Source organism: Candidatus Saganbacteria bacterium, from assembly GCA_026387835.1.
Taxonomy (GTDB): Bacteria; Margulisbacteria; WOR-1; order JAKLHX01; family JAKLHX01; genus JAPLKZ01.
This window is the reverse complement of the sequence record JAPLKZ010000010.1, coordinates 281,719-295,718: the sequence shown is the minus strand read 5'-3', so window position 1 is coordinate 295,718 and position 14,000 is coordinate 281,719. Positions and strand designations below refer to the sequence as shown.

14 protein-coding genes are annotated in these 14,000 nt (G+C 47.1%); 6 read left to right on the top strand and 8 right to left on the bottom strand.

Annotated features, from left to right (window positions below; genetic code table 11):
• Nucleotides 1-56: 56 nt before the first annotated feature.
• On the top strand, nucleotides 57-626 hold the full coding sequence (locus tag NTZ10_05530; protein MCX5749685.1) for an SUMF1/EgtB/PvdO family nonheme iron enzyme: 570 nt from the start codon (nucleotides 57-59) through the stop codon (nucleotides 624-626).
• Between the two features lie 65 nt (nucleotides 627-691).
• On the opposite strand, the gene NTZ10_05525 is transcribed toward NTZ10_05530, so the two are convergent.
• Genes NTZ10_05525 through carA form a run of 6 tightly spaced genes read right to left on the bottom strand, consistent with a single transcriptional unit; the run spans nucleotide 692 to nucleotide 6,025 of the window.
• Entirely contained in the window at nucleotides 692-1,549 is an 858-nt protein-coding gene (locus NTZ10_05525) for a UbiA family prenyltransferase (GenBank protein ID MCX5749684.1), read from the bottom strand.
• Nucleotides 1,546-2,655 (bottom strand): bifunctional diaminohydroxyphosphoribosylaminopyrimidine deaminase/5-amino-6-(5-phosphoribosylamino)uracil reductase RibD, encoded by a 1,110-nt coding sequence (gene ribD, locus NTZ10_05520; GenBank protein MCX5749683.1) that lies wholly within the window; start codon nucleotides 2,653-2,655, stop codon nucleotides 1,546-1,548. The genes NTZ10_05525 and ribD overlap by 4 nt, the downstream gene beginning before the upstream one ends.
• Nucleotides 2,656-2,663: 8 nt before the next feature.
• Nucleotides 2,664-3,311 (bottom strand): ribulose-phosphate 3-epimerase, encoded by a 648-nt coding sequence (gene rpe, locus NTZ10_05515; protein MCX5749682.1) that lies wholly within the window; start codon nucleotides 3,309-3,311, stop codon nucleotides 2,664-2,666.
• Complete coding sequence (locus NTZ10_05510) at nucleotides 3,304-3,894, bottom strand: PASTA domain-containing protein (GenBank protein MCX5749681.1); 591 nt, start codon at nucleotides 3,892-3,894, stop codon at nucleotides 3,304-3,306. The genes rpe and NTZ10_05510 overlap by 8 nt, the downstream gene beginning before the upstream one ends.
• Nucleotides 3,894-4,907, bottom strand: a complete 1,014-nt coding sequence (locus NTZ10_05505) for a serine/threonine-protein kinase (GenBank protein MCX5749680.1) — start codon at nucleotides 4,905-4,907, stop codon at nucleotides 3,894-3,896. Before NTZ10_05505 ends, NTZ10_05510 begins: the two co-directional genes overlap by 1 nt.
• Nucleotides 4,907-6,025 carry a glutamine-hydrolyzing carbamoyl-phosphate synthase small subunit gene (gene carA / locus NTZ10_05500; GenBank protein ID MCX5749679.1) on the bottom strand — a complete coding sequence of 373 codons (1,119 nt, stop codon included), beginning with the start codon at nucleotides 6,023-6,025 and terminating at the stop codon, nucleotides 4,907-4,909. Before carA ends, NTZ10_05505 begins: the two co-directional genes overlap by 1 nt.
• A gap of 151 nt (nucleotides 6,026-6,176) precedes the next feature.
• Here carA and NTZ10_05495 point away from each other — a divergent pair, with 151 nt between their 5' ends.
• The 3 genes from NTZ10_05495 (at nucleotide 6,177) to NTZ10_05485 (ending at nucleotide 8,268) form a co-directional block, all read left to right on the top strand.
• On the top strand, nucleotides 6,177-6,368 hold the full coding sequence (locus tag NTZ10_05495; GenBank protein MCX5749678.1) for a hypothetical protein: 192 nt from the start codon (nucleotides 6,177-6,179) through the stop codon (nucleotides 6,366-6,368).
• Between the two features lie 4 nt (nucleotides 6,369-6,372).
• On the top strand, nucleotides 6,373-6,591 hold the full coding sequence (locus NTZ10_05490) for a hypothetical protein (GenBank protein ID MCX5749677.1): 219 nt from the start codon (nucleotides 6,373-6,375) through the stop codon (nucleotides 6,589-6,591).
• A 192-nt stretch (nucleotides 6,592-6,783) separates the two neighbouring features.
• Nucleotides 6,784-8,268: an FGGY-family carbohydrate kinase gene (locus NTZ10_05485; GenBank protein ID MCX5749676.1), complete on the top strand. Its 1,485-nt coding sequence runs from the start codon at nucleotides 6,784-6,786 to the stop codon at nucleotides 8,266-8,268.
• A gap of 45 nt (nucleotides 8,269-8,313) precedes the next feature.
• On the opposite strand, the gene NTZ10_05480 is transcribed toward NTZ10_05485, so the two are convergent.
• Together NTZ10_05480 and galT are read right to left on the bottom strand one after the other, a co-directional pair.
• Entirely contained in the window at nucleotides 8,314-9,081 is a 768-nt protein-coding gene (locus tag NTZ10_05480) for a TlyA family RNA methyltransferase (protein MCX5749675.1), read from the bottom strand.
• Nucleotides 9,078-10,085: a galactose-1-phosphate uridylyltransferase gene (gene galT / locus NTZ10_05475; protein ID MCX5749674.1), complete on the bottom strand. Its 1,008-nt coding sequence runs from the start codon at nucleotides 10,083-10,085 to the stop codon at nucleotides 9,078-9,080. The genes NTZ10_05480 and galT overlap by 4 nt, the downstream gene beginning before the upstream one ends.
• A 34-nt stretch (nucleotides 10,086-10,119) precedes the next feature.
• Here galT and NTZ10_05470 point away from each other — a divergent pair, with 34 nt between their 5' ends.
• Both NTZ10_05470 and NTZ10_05465 read left to right on the top strand, forming a co-directional pair.
• Nucleotides 10,120-12,252 carry a UvrD-helicase domain-containing protein gene (locus NTZ10_05470; protein ID MCX5749673.1) on the top strand — a complete coding sequence of 711 codons (2,133 nt, stop codon included), beginning with the start codon at nucleotides 10,120-10,122 and terminating at the stop codon, nucleotides 12,250-12,252.
• Nucleotides 12,253-12,305: 53 nt separating this feature from the next.
• Entirely contained in the window at nucleotides 12,306-13,964 is a 1,659-nt protein-coding gene (locus tag NTZ10_05465) for a transglycosylase SLT domain-containing protein (protein ID MCX5749672.1), read from the top strand.
• Nucleotides 13,965-14,000 lie beyond the last annotated feature (36 nt).

Sequence of the window (14,000 nt, the reverse complement as noted above, 5' to 3'; positions counted from 1 at the left end):
GAGCCCTAATTTGAGCGGCCGTAGATAAGGGCGAAAATATCAAAAGGAGAAAAGTAGTGAATAATATTAGAGGGACCATGAGCGGATGGATGAGCGGCGGGAAACCCGTGTCAAGAATAGACTTTAGGCGCTTATTATCAGTAGCAGATAGAATAAAACAAGGGGATGATACAATCTTAACGCGCATGCAAATACCGGCGTTCGCAAAAATTACCGGAAAGCCTATTAGAATAATGAAAGGGGAGGTCACGACTGACCAATTCCGCCAATTTGTTGATAGCGCAAAATACGCGATCACCGGAGACAAAGCAAACCTTCTAGTGTCAACCCTTCCCGGTCAAACAATAACGGCAATATATTTAAACTTGAATGATGGCCGGGCATATGCTAAATGGTTGAGCGAAATGACAGGAAGAAGTTTTAGGCTCCCAACCGAAAAAGAATGGCTAGATGCCGCGGCAACAATCGGAAGTAAACTATCCGGAAGCAAATGGGAATGGACAGAAACCCCCGTTGAAAAAAGATCCTTTGCCCTTCGCTGCTTGCACATCGAGAACCGCCACACCCAACCATCGTGGTTTCGTGACTACATTATTGCGGTCCGTCTTGTTGAGGACTTAAAATAATTACACTTTGTGAAAGAGTCGGAACGGTCCTGTTCCTTCTTCTTGAAGGCGGGAAGTAAAAAAATTTAAAATATCGAGGTCAATACCAGAAGAAGCGCCGCCCACGATCCAATTGCAACAATGAAATTCCTATCCTTTAGCAGTATTTTTTCAAACCCTTTGTCAGAGGTCTTTTCATCTATCAGCATCATGATCCTGTAGACAGCATACATGGCAAAGGGAACGGTATACACAAGATTGAACCTTATCCCGTCGGGAGATATCAGAGTATATAAAGAATAGATGATAAGGACAAAAGGAGCGGAGATATCGATAAGCCGCCCCAAAGATGCCGCACCGTATTTTTTTAAAAGTCCCTGGTCTTCCGGTGACAGCGCAAGGCGCCTTTTGTTCTCGCAGAAGACCAGGAAGACCGATGACGCGACTACAAAGACAAAAAGCCACGAAGAAAGAACTTTCCCCGAGGCGACAGTACCGGCAATGAACAGCATGCAGGTTTCACCAGCGATCGCGAGGCTGTCGACCACGGCTATTTTTTTGAAAAAGAGATAATAGCACAGTTCGATGAAGAAATAACCTACCGCTGCAGCGCCGAACAGCGGCCCGAAGAAAAAAGCGGCGACAAACGAGCCTATTAGCAGCATCGCGACGGAAAACTCGGCCTTGTTCACGGACAGTTCGCCGCTTGCCAGCGGCTTGGTGCGCTTTAATAGGTCCTGCTTATCTTTTTCAAGGTCGGCTATATCGTCCATTATATTGATGGCACCGGTGAGGAGAGAAAATATCAGGAAAGCCACGATCATTTTCAATATGATTATAATATTCCATGCTCCTCCGGTAAAGAACAAAGAAATAAGTATCACGCTGCAACGCCACCATCTTGACGGTTGCATCGTTATGAAAATAAGTTCAAGGACCTTCATTTTAAATATCCTTCTATTATTATATCCTCGCCAAGCCTTCTTGTGGAGACATTTTTCAGGCGGAGTGCGCGCGCCAGGATATCGATCCCTTTGCCTTCAACCGGGGTAGGGGACGTCTTGCCACCGATTATCTTTGGTGCAACGATGAACACGACCTTATCGACAATCCCAGTCCCGATGGCAGAGGCCGCCAGATTCCCGCCGCCCTCGATCATGATACTTGTTATTTTTTGTTTTCCAAGGGTTGATAAAAGATGGCCAAGGTCCATTTCTCCTTTACGGGACCTTACCTTTATCACTTTTGCGCCGATGCCTTCCAGCTTTTTTACCCTGATAGCCGGGGCCGCTTCAGATACGGCAACGATAACCCTTGACGGGTCTTGTAGGACTTTTGAGCATAGGAGGACCCTTGCTTCAGGATCGATTATTATCTTCAGCGGGTCAGTGAGATTTTTGCCTTTTGCATTTCTCACATTAAGCAGAGGATCATCCTTAAGCAAAGTTCCGATGCCTACCATAACCGCATCGACGATGCCCCTTAAATAATGCACAAATTCCCTTGATTTATCTCCGGAAATCCAGCGGCTCTCCCCGAGTTTAGTGGCAATCTTTCCGTCAAGGCTCATCGCCATCTTCAGTATCACAAAAGGTCTTTTTGTCGTGATATGCCCGACAAAAAACTCGTTGAGCACTGCGGCCTCATTTTCAAGTAAGCCGACGTCAACTTTTATTCCGGCCTTTTTCAACCTTTTAAAGCCCTTGCCGTTGACGAGAGGATTAGGGTCTTTCATGGCAGCGACGACCCTTTTTATCCCGGACCTTATGATGTTATCAGTGCACGGCGGATTGTTGCCATAATGGCAGCAGGGCTCAAGGTTGATATAAAGGGTAGATCCTTTTGCAGATTTCCCTGCTTTCCTGATCGCATAGTCCTCGGCGTGGGGGGTTGAAAATTTATTATGATATCCTTTGCTGATGATCTTCCCGTTCTTGACGATCACCGCTCCGACTGCGGGATCTGGCGAGACAAGGCCCAAAACTTTTGAGGCAAGCTTTAGCGCCTCTCTCATGAATTTTATATCAGCGCCATTTTTTTGTGGGGTCATTTTATTTATCAAGCATTTCTTATTGACCGAATGGCTTTTTTGTAATCATCGCCGTAAAAGACCGCAGATCCCGCGACAAGGATATTTGCGCCGGCGGAAATGACGTCTTTAGACGTGATCGGGTTTATGCCGCCGTCCACCTCGATGTCGACATCCAGCTTTTTTGCCGAAATGATATCGCGCAGCTTTTTTATGTTCGGGAGGACACTCGGGATGAAAACCTGCTTTTCAAACCCCGGGAATACAGACATTACAAGGACCATCTTTATCTTTTCCAGATATGGTTCTATTTTTTTTATGTCTGTGTCAGGGTTCAGCGCGATCGCCGCGCCCTTGCCGGAATTTTTGATCTCCCGGATCACTTTGTCAGGATCCTTTGCAGTTTCGATGTGAAAAGAGATTATATCACTGCCCGCGTCAAGAAAAGAACGGATATATTTAGCGGGATCCTCTATCATAAGATGGACATCCAGAGGAAGAGCCGTTACGCGCCTTGCAGCTCTGACGATCGCGGGGCCGATCGTGATGTTAGGCACAAAATGCCCGTCCATAACGTCGATATGTATGAGGTCCGCGCCGGCCGCTTCCACAGCCCTGATCTCTTCCCCCAGCCTGGAGAAGTCGGCTGATAATATTGAAGGTGCTATCTTAATCACGGGTTTCATTTCCTACGGTTATAGTGACCGAGACGTTGGACCCCAGCGATACGACCTCTCCCACGGCCGGTTTCTGGTCTGTCACTATACCGAGCGTTCCGTCGCCCGGGCTTTCGAACACCTGGCCGATATTAAGGCCGAAAGAAATAAGAATGCTTTCCGCTTCCGTGCTTGTCTTTCCGATAAGGTTCGGTACGGTGACCGATCTTTCCCTTGCACTGATGATCAGTTTGACAAGGCGGCCCGCCTTGACTTTTTTACCGCCTTCGGGCTGCTGGCTGATGACGGTGCCGCCCGGTTCTTTTGAGAAGGATATCCCGGCTATTTCGCCTTTAAGGCCAGTCTTCTCAAGCACTGCGACCGCGTCACTGCCCGGACTTCCAAGTACGTCCGGGACGAACACTTCGGGGATCGTCCCCGAGTAGATCCAGATAAAAAGATTCAGCCCGACCGGCAGCACCAGGATCAGGAACATGACAAGCAAAGTGACCGGCTTCAAAGAGATCTTTCCCGCGCCGATAAAATATCCTATCACCGCGAGTGCCACGGCCGAGAGCATAAAATAAATAACTAGATCAGCCATCATTCACCTATTATAAATATCTGTATCAGAGAATATATTATCCCTGCCGCTATTGCAGCCCAGACAGCGAACATTATCCACCTGAACAGATTGATTTTATCACTTTTTTCTTCGATGTTGGGCAGTTCGACTAATACCGGCTCGTCTTTTCTTGACTCCTCTTCGATGTTCAGATCGATCTCCGGCAGTTCGAAGATCTCGGTTTTCGGGAGCATCAATACTTTATTGTTGATGCTTTCGGAAAGCTGCGCGGCACCGGCAAAGCGCAGAAGAGGATCTTTTTCCAGGCATTTAAGAACGATCTCGTCCAGGTATCTCGGCACCTTGCCGTTCACCGATGAAGGCGTGGGGACTGTGCCGCCAAGGCTTGTCAGGGCGCTTGAAAGCCCTTTCTGCCCGTCGGCAGGCAGCCTGCCGGTAAGTATCAGATAAAACAATAATCCCGCCTGGTAGATGTCGGAAAGGATGCTAGCTTCCTCCCCAAGGACCATTTCGGGGGCGAAGAACGCTGCGTTTTCAGAAAAAAGCGACATGGTCTTTTGCTCGAGCATCTGGTTGACGGCCGATTCTATGCCAAAATCGGATATGAAGACGTTCTTTTTTGAGATGAAGACATTGTTCGGCGTAAGCGACCCGTGGGCTATGCCGTTTTCATGCGCGAAAGAAAGAAGTCCGCAGACTTTTGTCATAAGCTCGCACGCGGCCTCGATCTCAAACGGTTTTTTCGTCTCATCCAGCGTTTTTCCCTCCACAAAGTCCCTGACAAAATAGAAACCTTGCCAGCCGTAGTCGCCGTCGTAGACCCTCGGGATGAACTGGTGTTCAAGCTTCGTAAGCCTGACGACATCTTTCTTAAGTTTTTTTGTAAGGGTGCTGTTCAATATGCCCCTGTTGAAGATCTTTATTATGAGCGGTTTTTCGGTGTCGGCAAAAGCGCCGGAGTATGTGTTGTGGGACGATAACTCCGCTATCTTTTCAAGGATCTTATATTTGCTTTTAAGGATCCTTTCCATCACAGCCCCTTTTTCATCATGTCAATGAACTTTGTGAACAAATACTCGCTGTCATGCGGGCCGGGGGACGCTTCCGGGTGATACTGGACCGAAAAAGCCGGCAGGTTCTTATGGCACAGCCCTTCGCACGTTCCGTCGTTCAGGTTTATATGGGTGAGATCGATGTTCGTGTTCCTGAAGGACCCGGGGTCCACCGCGAACCCGTGGTTCTGGGATGTGATCTCGATCCTTCCCGTCAAAAGATTCTTTACCGGGTGGTTGGCGCCCCTGTGGCCGAATTTCAGTTTATAGGTCTTGCCTCCGAACGCCAGCGATAATATCTGATGGCCGAGGCAGATACCGAATATCGGGAACTTGCCTACGAGCTTTTGTACCGTCTCTATCGCGTAGGCCACGGCTTTGGGATCTCCGGGTCCGTTTGACAGCAGGATCCCGTCCGGCTTTAACTTAAAAATCTCTTCAGATTTTGTGCCGGCGGGGACTACCGTTACTTTACACCCCAAAGAATGAAGTTTTCTCAGGATATTGAACTTCACGCCGAAATCAAAAACGACAACATTGAATGAATCTTTATTCTTCTTTTTCGGATCGGTCAAAAAATCCCTGCGGCCCTTTTCCCATGAATACGGTTCTTCACAGCTTACATCCTTTACAAGGTCCATCCCGACGATCGAAGCGGAAGCGGCCACTTTTTTGTGCAGATCCTTGATGTCCGTCTCTGATGACGATATCACGGCTTTCATAGCTCCTTTGCTCCTTATGTGCCTTGTCAAAGCCCTGGTGTCTATTTCGGAGAGGCCGATGACATTGTGCTTTTTCAGGAAAGAATCAAGGTCGGTCTCCGCCCTCCAGTTGCTGAAGATGTTGCTTTTTTCCCTGACGACAAAACCGGAGCAATGGGGCTTTAAGGATTCCATATCGTCCTTATTGACCCCGTAGTTGCCAATAAGCGGGCAGGTCATCGTTATTATCTGGTATTTATAGGAGGGGTCGGTAAGTATCTCCTGGTATCCGGTCATGCTCGTATTGAAAACGGCTTCCCCGAAAGATACCCCCTCAGCCCCGAAAGCCTCGCCTTCAAAATACATCCCGTCCTCAAGAACAAGTACCCCGTACATATTATATGTAAGTATATTCTAAAACAGTGAAATATTCAAAAATTCAAGCCGATATCAAAACAGGACAAAACCGGAGATTCTTTAAAAAAGACCGGTTTGAGTGAAATTTCCTGAAATTATTGACGATAAATAAGTGAAGGGGAAAGAGACAATGACAGACGCAGAAAGACTTAACACGACAATAGAAAAGATAGAGATAAGCGGCAAGAGGTATGTAAAGAGCAACACTTCCGCCGCCCTGTCCGAACTGATCAAGAACGAAGCCGGAAGTTTCATAAATATAATATCCAACCGTTTTTCCATGGGGCAAGCCCCCGGAAGAACGGTCTCTTACTGGAGATAACAAAATGTTCAACTTAAACGATACGAAAATGCTAAAAGTGCTTAACGAGATGATCTTTAAAGGTTATCTCGAAGAAATAAGGGAGACAAAACCTTATACAGCGACCCTTTACAGACAGTGTCATTTAAGCGGATCGCCCGACCTGAAAGCATCCTTCAGGTTCGTTATGATCGGCGATCTTGCTAAATGGTGTTCTCTCAAACTGAGCAACTGCAAGAATTAGCGGTTGCTGTTCTCTCAAGCAAAAAACCTCCATTCCTGTTTGGAGGTTTTTCTTTTGAGGCCACCCCTCTAAAATACCGTCAGGATAATTGTATGATCTTTGGGCGGAATTATAAATTCACTGAAATTTTCAAAATAACCTCTCGATACTCATTTGGCTGAAAATATCAAAAATCACAGGAGGAAGAACATCATGCCGGTCCAAAAAAGCGGAGTTATTCTTGGCGTAGATTTCGGTACCCATGGAGTAAGAGTTTTACCGATCAGGGTAAGTACCACTCCCGGACAAAGCTATAAATGCCATACAACAGATGCATGGCCCTGTAGTTATAAGACTCTTCCAAGCGGATTTAAAGAACAGGATATGGTCAAGCTTGCAGATGCGGGATGCAAGGCGATAAAAGAACGCATTACAACAAACATTGATCCAAAAGAAGTACTGGCAGTCTCGACCTCAGGCTGGATGCACGGTGATGTTCTGCTCGGGAGTGGTGCGGGAGGCAAGTTGGTGCCGATAGTCCCTGCATCGATGTGGGATTGCCCCAGGTCTGCGCCACAATATGAAAGTGTTCCGAAGGATCTTTTTGTCGAGTTGACCGGAAATCAACCGGCAGTAAGGTGGACGATCATCAAAGCGCTTCACAGGATGAAAGTACAACCGGATATTTGGGATGCGACAAAATATGTAGTTACACCAAAAGACTGGTGGAATTATCATCTGACAGGGGAATTAAGACAGGAAAGGTCCGACATGATCGGAGCGATAGGAGTTGACGGGAAATATGCGGACGGGTTATTTAAAGCACTGGGTATGGCCAATAAATTTGCCCTGTTAGTCAATTCTACTAATATGGTTGGCCGAATAATCAAAGAAGCAGCTCAACTGACCGGATTGCTAGAGGGAACCCCTGTTTTTGCGGGAGGAGGGGACCAGCAGTGCGCGAGGATCGGACTCGGGGTAGTTGAGGCCGGGGTTGCGGGCTTTAACCTTGGGACATCGGGAGTGACGACCGCATTTACATCTGAGCGCAAACGCGATCCGGAAGGTCTGATCCACTTTTTTGGAGACTGGCTGATGGCGTGCTGCATGTCGTCAGGCGGCGCATTTGACTGGTTATCAAAGATTACCGGATTAGATCCGGATGAACTTACTCAAGCGGCCTTAAAAGTCGGTCCTGGCTCAGAAGGCGTTAGGGTATTCCCGTGGTTGTCCGGTGCAAACCATCCGCTTAGGGACCCAGGTCTGGCCGGTCAGATAACCGGGCTGAAGTCAACTCATGGCAGGCCCCATATTGCCAGGGCTTTCATGGAAGCGGTCGCAATTGAAATGGTAATGTGCGCTGACAGAATGCGTGATTTCGGCACGCTGATAACAAGGGCCAATCTTGCGGGAGGAGGAGCGCGCGATAATACGGGAACCTGGCCGCAGATATTCGCGGACGCGCTCTGTGTGCCGGTGACTCTCAATGCCGAGACTGAAGCTTCTGCTCTCGGGGCTGCTATGATCGCTGCTGTCGGGCTCGGGTTTTACCCGGACTTCAAAACCGCAGCTAAACATATGATCACATGGGGAAAAACATTCAGTCCAAATCCGATGAATAGAGATATCTATCAAGAAATAAAACACGGATATGAGTCTCAATTTGACCTTCCCCGATTTAATGGACACCTCGTGTAGAATAATAAAGAAAGAGGTGTTATTTAGTTGGAGGACTGCTTAGCTTTAAGATAGAGCAGTATTGTTTTTCTTCAGGTGAATAAAATATTCGACATTTCCGTCCGCTCCGGTTATCGGGGATTCGATAGTCCCCATTACTTTAAACCCTGAATTTTCAGCTTCCCTTTTAATATTTTCGAGCATCTCTTTGACCGCCTTTTTATCCCTGACTATGCCGCCCTTTGAGACGGATTTCCTGCCGACCTCGAACTGCGGCTTTATCAAAGAGACCACTTCACCGTTTTCGGACAGAAGTTTATAAAGAGCCGGGAGGATTTTCAGTATTGAAATGAACGAGACATCCATGACAAAAAAAGACGCAAAATTCCCGGTTTCAAAGTCTATCCCGTAAAGAACCTCCGGGGTCAAATATCTGGCGTTGTTCCTTTCTATCACAACGACCCTTTTGTCGTTCCTTACTTTAAGATGCATCTGGCCGTAGCCGACATCCACGGCGTAGACTTTTGCCGCTCCTTTCTGAAGAAGGCAGTCGGTAAAACCGCCGGTAGATGCGCCGATGTCGATACAGATCTTTCCGGAAGGATCGGCTTTAAAATCATCGAGCGCTTTTTCAAGTTTCAGCCCGCCGCGGCTGACATATTTCATTTTTTCGCCGAGGATGCGGATCTCGCTGTCTTCATCGACAAGGGTGCCGCTTTTATCTATCTTCTGTTCATTTACAAGGATAGTTCCTGCGAGGATGGCGGCCTGCGCTTTTGTCCGGCTTTCAAACAAACCTTTCTCTGCAAGGACCTGATCAAGGCGTTTTTTCATAAAGGGGTATTGCGGAGGTCTTCCGGGATCACAGTGTTGATGTAAATTCCCGATCCGATCTCGAACCCGGCGACAGAAGTGACCCTCGGGTCTATCCGGAGATGCCAGTGATAATATTCTTCGCTTGAATCATGCGGCGGGGTAGAGCTTATCATGTAATTGTAATCGGGATTGTTCAGCGACTTGTTTATTTTTACCAGCATGCTCTTGGTGATATAGGCGAACTCTTTTGTCAGTTCCTCGCTTATCATGCCGAAAGAATCCTGATGTTCTTTAGGAAGTATGTATGTCTCAAAAGGGGACCTTGAAGCGAACGGCTCAAAGCAGATGAAATTATCTGTCTCCATGACGATCCTGGACCCGGCTTCTTTTTCCTTTTCTATCATCTCGCAAAACACGCATTTTCCCTCGTCATCGTAGTATCTCATGGCTTCATCAAGCCTGCTCCTGATATGCGTCGGCGTGACCGGCGCCGCTATTATCTGGGAATGAGGATGCTGGAGAGATGTTCCCGCGCCTTTGCCGTGGTTCTTAAATATCTTGATGATCTCGAACCGTGTGTCTTTGCTCAGTTCGATATATCTTTGCCTGTACGCGAGAAAGATCTCCTCGACATGCTTCTGTTCCATTATCGCAAGGTGCAGATCGTGCCTGGGCGATTCGATTATGACCTCGTGTACTCCAAGTCCGTCCATGTATCTGAAAAAGTCATTTTCTTTTTTCCTGTCCGGGACCTCGCCGGCCTTGTCTTCAAGCGCGGCAAATTTATTCGGGATGGCCCTCAGCCGCCAGCCTTTTGAGCCCGGTTTCGTGCCGGAGGGCCTGTATTCAAATATTTCTTTCGGTGTCTGCGATTCGTTGCCAGGGCAAAAGGGACATTTACTGTCATATTCGGGCAGCTGCTCAGGGATCTTTGCCAACGCAAAATCTTCCGGCCTTTTAGCCCTTTCTTTAGCGATTATGACCCATTCTTTGGTAGCGGGATTCTGCCGGAGCTGTGACATGCCAAAATTATAGCATGTTATAATTTATATCCCGATGGCTATCCTAAAATCCCTGAACGAGAGACAAAAAGAGGCCGTTCTTTGCACAGAAAGCCCGGTGCTGATAATTGCCGGAGCCGGCTCAGGCAAGACCAGGGTGCTCACCCACAGGATCGCCTATCTTGTAAAAGGAAAAAACATCTCTCCCCACAGGATAATGGCCGTCACTTTTACGAACAAGGCGGCTAATGAAATGAAACACCGCTTAAAACATCTCGTAGGTATTCTGGCAAAAGACATGTGGGTGGGCACTTTCCATTCCATTTGCGGGAGGATACTGCGGCGGGACATTGAAAAACTGGGACGGGAAAAGAACTATGTTATCTTTGACGAGAACGACCAGAAGATCCTGATGAAGCAGGTGCTTAAGGAAGCGGACCTGGACGAAAAACGGTACAAGCCCGCGGCGATGCTAGAATCTATAAGCAAAGCAAAAAACGACCTGGTGAACGACGCGCAGTACATGGCAAGAGCATCGGATATATGGCAGGAAAAAGTCTCGATCTGCTACAGGCTTTACCAGGAAAAACTGAACAAGAACAACGCCCTAGATTTTGACGATATGCTGATGTACGCGGTGGAGCTGCTTGAAAAACACGAGAGCGTAAGGAAATATTACCAGGAACGGTTCCTCTATATAAATGTGGACGAGTACCAGGATACCAACCGCGCCCAGTACATGATCACGAAGCTCCTGGCCGGCGGGCACAAGAACATCTGCGTGGTCGGTGACGACGACCAGAGCATATACGGGTTCAGGGGCGCCGATATAGCCAATATCCTCGATTTTGAAAAGGACTATAAAGATGCGAAAGTATTCAAACTCGAGGAAAATTACCGCTCTACGCAGAACATCCTTGACGCGGCGAATGCTGTTATCGCCAAAAACGCGATGAGAAAACCGAAAACTCTCTGGACAAAGAACGCAAAAGGAGATGCAGTGGCCGGATATCTCGCGAAAGACGAAAAAGACGAAGCCCTGTTCATTGCCGACAACGCCAGGCGTTTTGCAAAAGGGGATTTTTCAAGGATCGCCGTCCTTTACAGGACTAACGCGCAGTCAAGGGTGATCGAGGAAGCCTTTTTGCAGTCTGGGATCCCTTACAGGATGATCGGAGGTTTCAGGTTTTACGAGAGAAAAGAGATAAAAGACATTCTTTCGCTTTTGAAAATGATCTATAACCCCTCGGACAACATCAATTGCCTGCGGGTCCTGTCTTTCATGCTGGAAGGGGTGGGGAAGGTGACAATCTCTAAGATCGAAAATGAAGCTAATGCAAGAAAGATACCATTAGCGGAAATGATAGAAAAATGCGACGTCCTTCAGATCTCTCGTAATGCAAAACAACAACTGGCGGCTCTGGATAAAAAAATAAAGGTCTTCAGAGATCTTTCCGCGGAACAGCCCGCTTCCCAGTTGATAGCCAAGATCTATGAAGATACTGATATGATAAAGGATATTGAAGAAGAACAGACGGCCGAAGCACTTTCAAGAGCTGAAAACTTAAGAGAATTCTTAACGGTCGCTCTTGATTTTGAAGATATCAGCGACGATCCTTCTCTCGGTGCGTTCCTGACACAGATGTCACTTGTAACGGACCAGGACACAGCTGACGGAGATAAGCCTTCCGTTTTGATGATGACGCTGCACAGCGCAAAAGGTTTGGAGTTCCCGATAGTTTTCATCGCGGGAATGGAAGAAGGCATATTCCCTCATTACAGGGCGATGTTCGAGCCTAAAGAGCTTGAAGAGGAAAGACGTCTCTGCTATGTCGGGATCACGCGCGCCAAAGAAAAGCTTTTTTTATGCCACGCTCAGGAAAGAATGCTTTTCGGTGAATCATGGTGTAACGGGCCATCAAGGTTTTTGGAGGAAATTCCTGCCGTTCTTTTTGACGAAAAAAGCTGGATGGACTTAGAGCCCGGAGAAAAACAGGTCAAGATCAGGGTCAGCAGCGACATCTACTCTGTAGGAGACGCGGTAAATCATCCGAAGTGGGGGACGGGTGAGGTCATAAAGATAGATGGCGACGGCGAAGATACGGTCATAGACGTCGTATTCTCTAACTTCGGCACAAAATCACTGATGTTAAAGTACGCGCCAGTAAACCGTTTGCAGGCCCCATAATATACTTCAAAAAAAGCAGTGTAAAATTTCGGAAAAGTGATAGAATAGTTCTGATGAAAAACTCCGGAGTTCTAGGATTAATATTTGCAGTAATTCTTTCCGGCACATCATTTTGTTACTCACAGTCCTCGGCCGATTATAAAAAAGCCTGTTATTTTATCAATAAAGGCAGGTTCCAGCAGGCAGTGAACATGCTTGCGCCTTTGGCAGAAAATGATTCGTATATCCTTAATGATCATGCAGCGTTCAGACTGGCAGCGGCATTTGACGTCTCGGGCAATAAACAACAGGCCGAAATAGAATATACCAATCTGACAAATAAATTCCCTGAGAGCGTTTTTGTCGGCAAGGCGTATTACAGGCTCGGCGAGCTGTATGCCGGAAAAGGCGACTTTTTAAACGCGATAGCCAATTTTGAAAAATCCCTTTCTTTCAATGTCCCGGTCTTTTCCAGGGACGTGGTCATTTTCAGGGCAGCGCAGTGTCTTGAGAAACTGGGATATTTGGACGAGGCCGCAGAACGCTATTCGGAAATAGTGGTAAATTATCCCAAGAGCAGGACAACGAAGGTCTCAAAGAAAAAAATAAATCAGATGGGAGCAGTTTCGATATTAAGCTCGGTGCAGCAAATATATAAGCAGACCAGGTCACTTTTTGCAGTAGACATTTCTCCTGATGACTCAGCAAACGAAGTTTGGCGCGAAGGATTTATTCTCTACAAGAGCGGGGATTTTGAAAGTGCTTTTATAAAGCTCGGGCAGTATCCCGGAGATGCCGATCCGCGGATAGTCTCAAAATGCGTTTTTTGGCGGGCAAAGAGTGCCGAAAAAGCCGGCCTGGTCGGCGAGCAGCACAAACTATTAGAGTATATAACTGTAAATTATCCGTACACGTATTATGGCATGCGCGCCTGCCAGATCCTTAATTACCAGGTCCAAAGTGTCCCGGAGTCGGGAGTCAGCCTTCCGAAGCTCAGCGAGCTGGCAATAGCCAATATCCACTTTGAAAAATTTAAAGAGCTCCTCAGCATAAAATATTTTGAAGATGCGGCCAGCGAAGCAAAAACAATGGTCTATTCAAGCTCAAGCGAGCGAGACATAAAGACCGGAAAGCTATGCCTCTCTCTTTTACTCAATCTGCAGAAGAACTATTATCACTCCATAAAAACACTTGAAAAGGCCGGAGAGTACGATTTCTATTCTACGGATCTCGACAGCGAAAAATATCTCGCGATGAACCTTGCTTATCCGACAGCTTTTAAGAGCCAGGTATTTGCCGTCGCCGAAAAATACGGCGTCGATCCGTACCTTGTGTTCGCGCTGATCAGGGAAGAAAGCCGCTTTAACCCCAGAGCTGTTTCAAGGTCAAGCGCGAGAGGCCTTGCTCAGATAATGCCCCGTACAGGAAGAGGGATAGCAACAAGGCTTTATCTCAGGCCTTACAGGACGAAATATCTTTTCAATCCCAACTTGAATATTAAAATGGGGGTCTATTATCTTTCACAGCTGCTTAAAAGATTCGGCGGAGATAAATATCTTGCGCTAGCCTCATATAACGGAGGAGCGGGCAATGTGGATAAATGGCTGAACAGGATCGATCATTCCGATATCGACGAGTTTGTTGAAAGCATCCCGTTAGCCGAGACAAAATTGTACGTAAAAAAAGTCCTTGAAAGCTACTGGCAGTATATAAGGATCTATGGCCAAAGTTAAGGGCTATACCGCCTTTTCTATGATAAACTTATGTCA

Excerpts from the sequence above, each read along its gene's own strand:
- NTZ10_05465 (MCX5749672.1), top strand. The coding sequence starts at position 12,306 with ATGAAAAACTCCGGAGTTCTAGGATTAATATTTGCAGTAATTCTTTCC.
- galT (MCX5749674.1), bottom strand. The coding sequence starts at position 10,085 with ATGTCACAGCTCCGGCAGAATCCCGCTACCAAAGAATGGGTCATAATC.
- NTZ10_05510 (MCX5749681.1), bottom strand. The coding sequence starts at position 3,894 with ATGGCTGATCTAGTTATTTATTTTATGCTCTCGGCCGTGGCACTCGCG.
- NTZ10_05490 (MCX5749677.1), top strand. The coding sequence starts at position 6,373 with ATGTTCAACTTAAACGATACGAAAATGCTAAAAGTGCTTAACGAGATG.
- NTZ10_05505 (MCX5749680.1), bottom strand. The coding sequence starts at position 4,907 with ATGGAAAGGATCCTTAAAAGCAAATATAAGATCCTTGAAAAGATAGCG.
- carA (MCX5749679.1), bottom strand. The coding sequence starts at position 6,025 with ATGTACGGGGTACTTGTTCTTGAGGACGGGATGTATTTTGAAGGCGAG.
- NTZ10_05485 (MCX5749676.1), top strand. The coding sequence starts at position 6,784 with ATGCCGGTCCAAAAAAGCGGAGTTATTCTTGGCGTAGATTTCGGTACC.
- NTZ10_05480 (MCX5749675.1), bottom strand. The coding sequence starts at position 9,081 with ATGAAAAAACGCCTTGATCAGGTCCTTGCAGAGAAAGGTTTGTTTGAA.
- ribD (MCX5749683.1), bottom strand. The coding sequence starts at position 2,655 with ATGACCCCACAAAAAAATGGCGCTGATATAAAATTCATGAGAGAGGCG.
- NTZ10_05525 (MCX5749684.1), bottom strand. The coding sequence starts at position 1,549 with ATGAAGGTCCTTGAACTTATTTTCATAACGATGCAACCGTCAAGATGG.
- NTZ10_05495 (MCX5749678.1), top strand. The coding sequence starts at position 6,177 with ATGACAGACGCAGAAAGACTTAACACGACAATAGAAAAGATAGAGATA.
- NTZ10_05470 (MCX5749673.1), top strand. The coding sequence starts at position 10,120 with ATGGCTATCCTAAAATCCCTGAACGAGAGACAAAAAGAGGCCGTTCTT.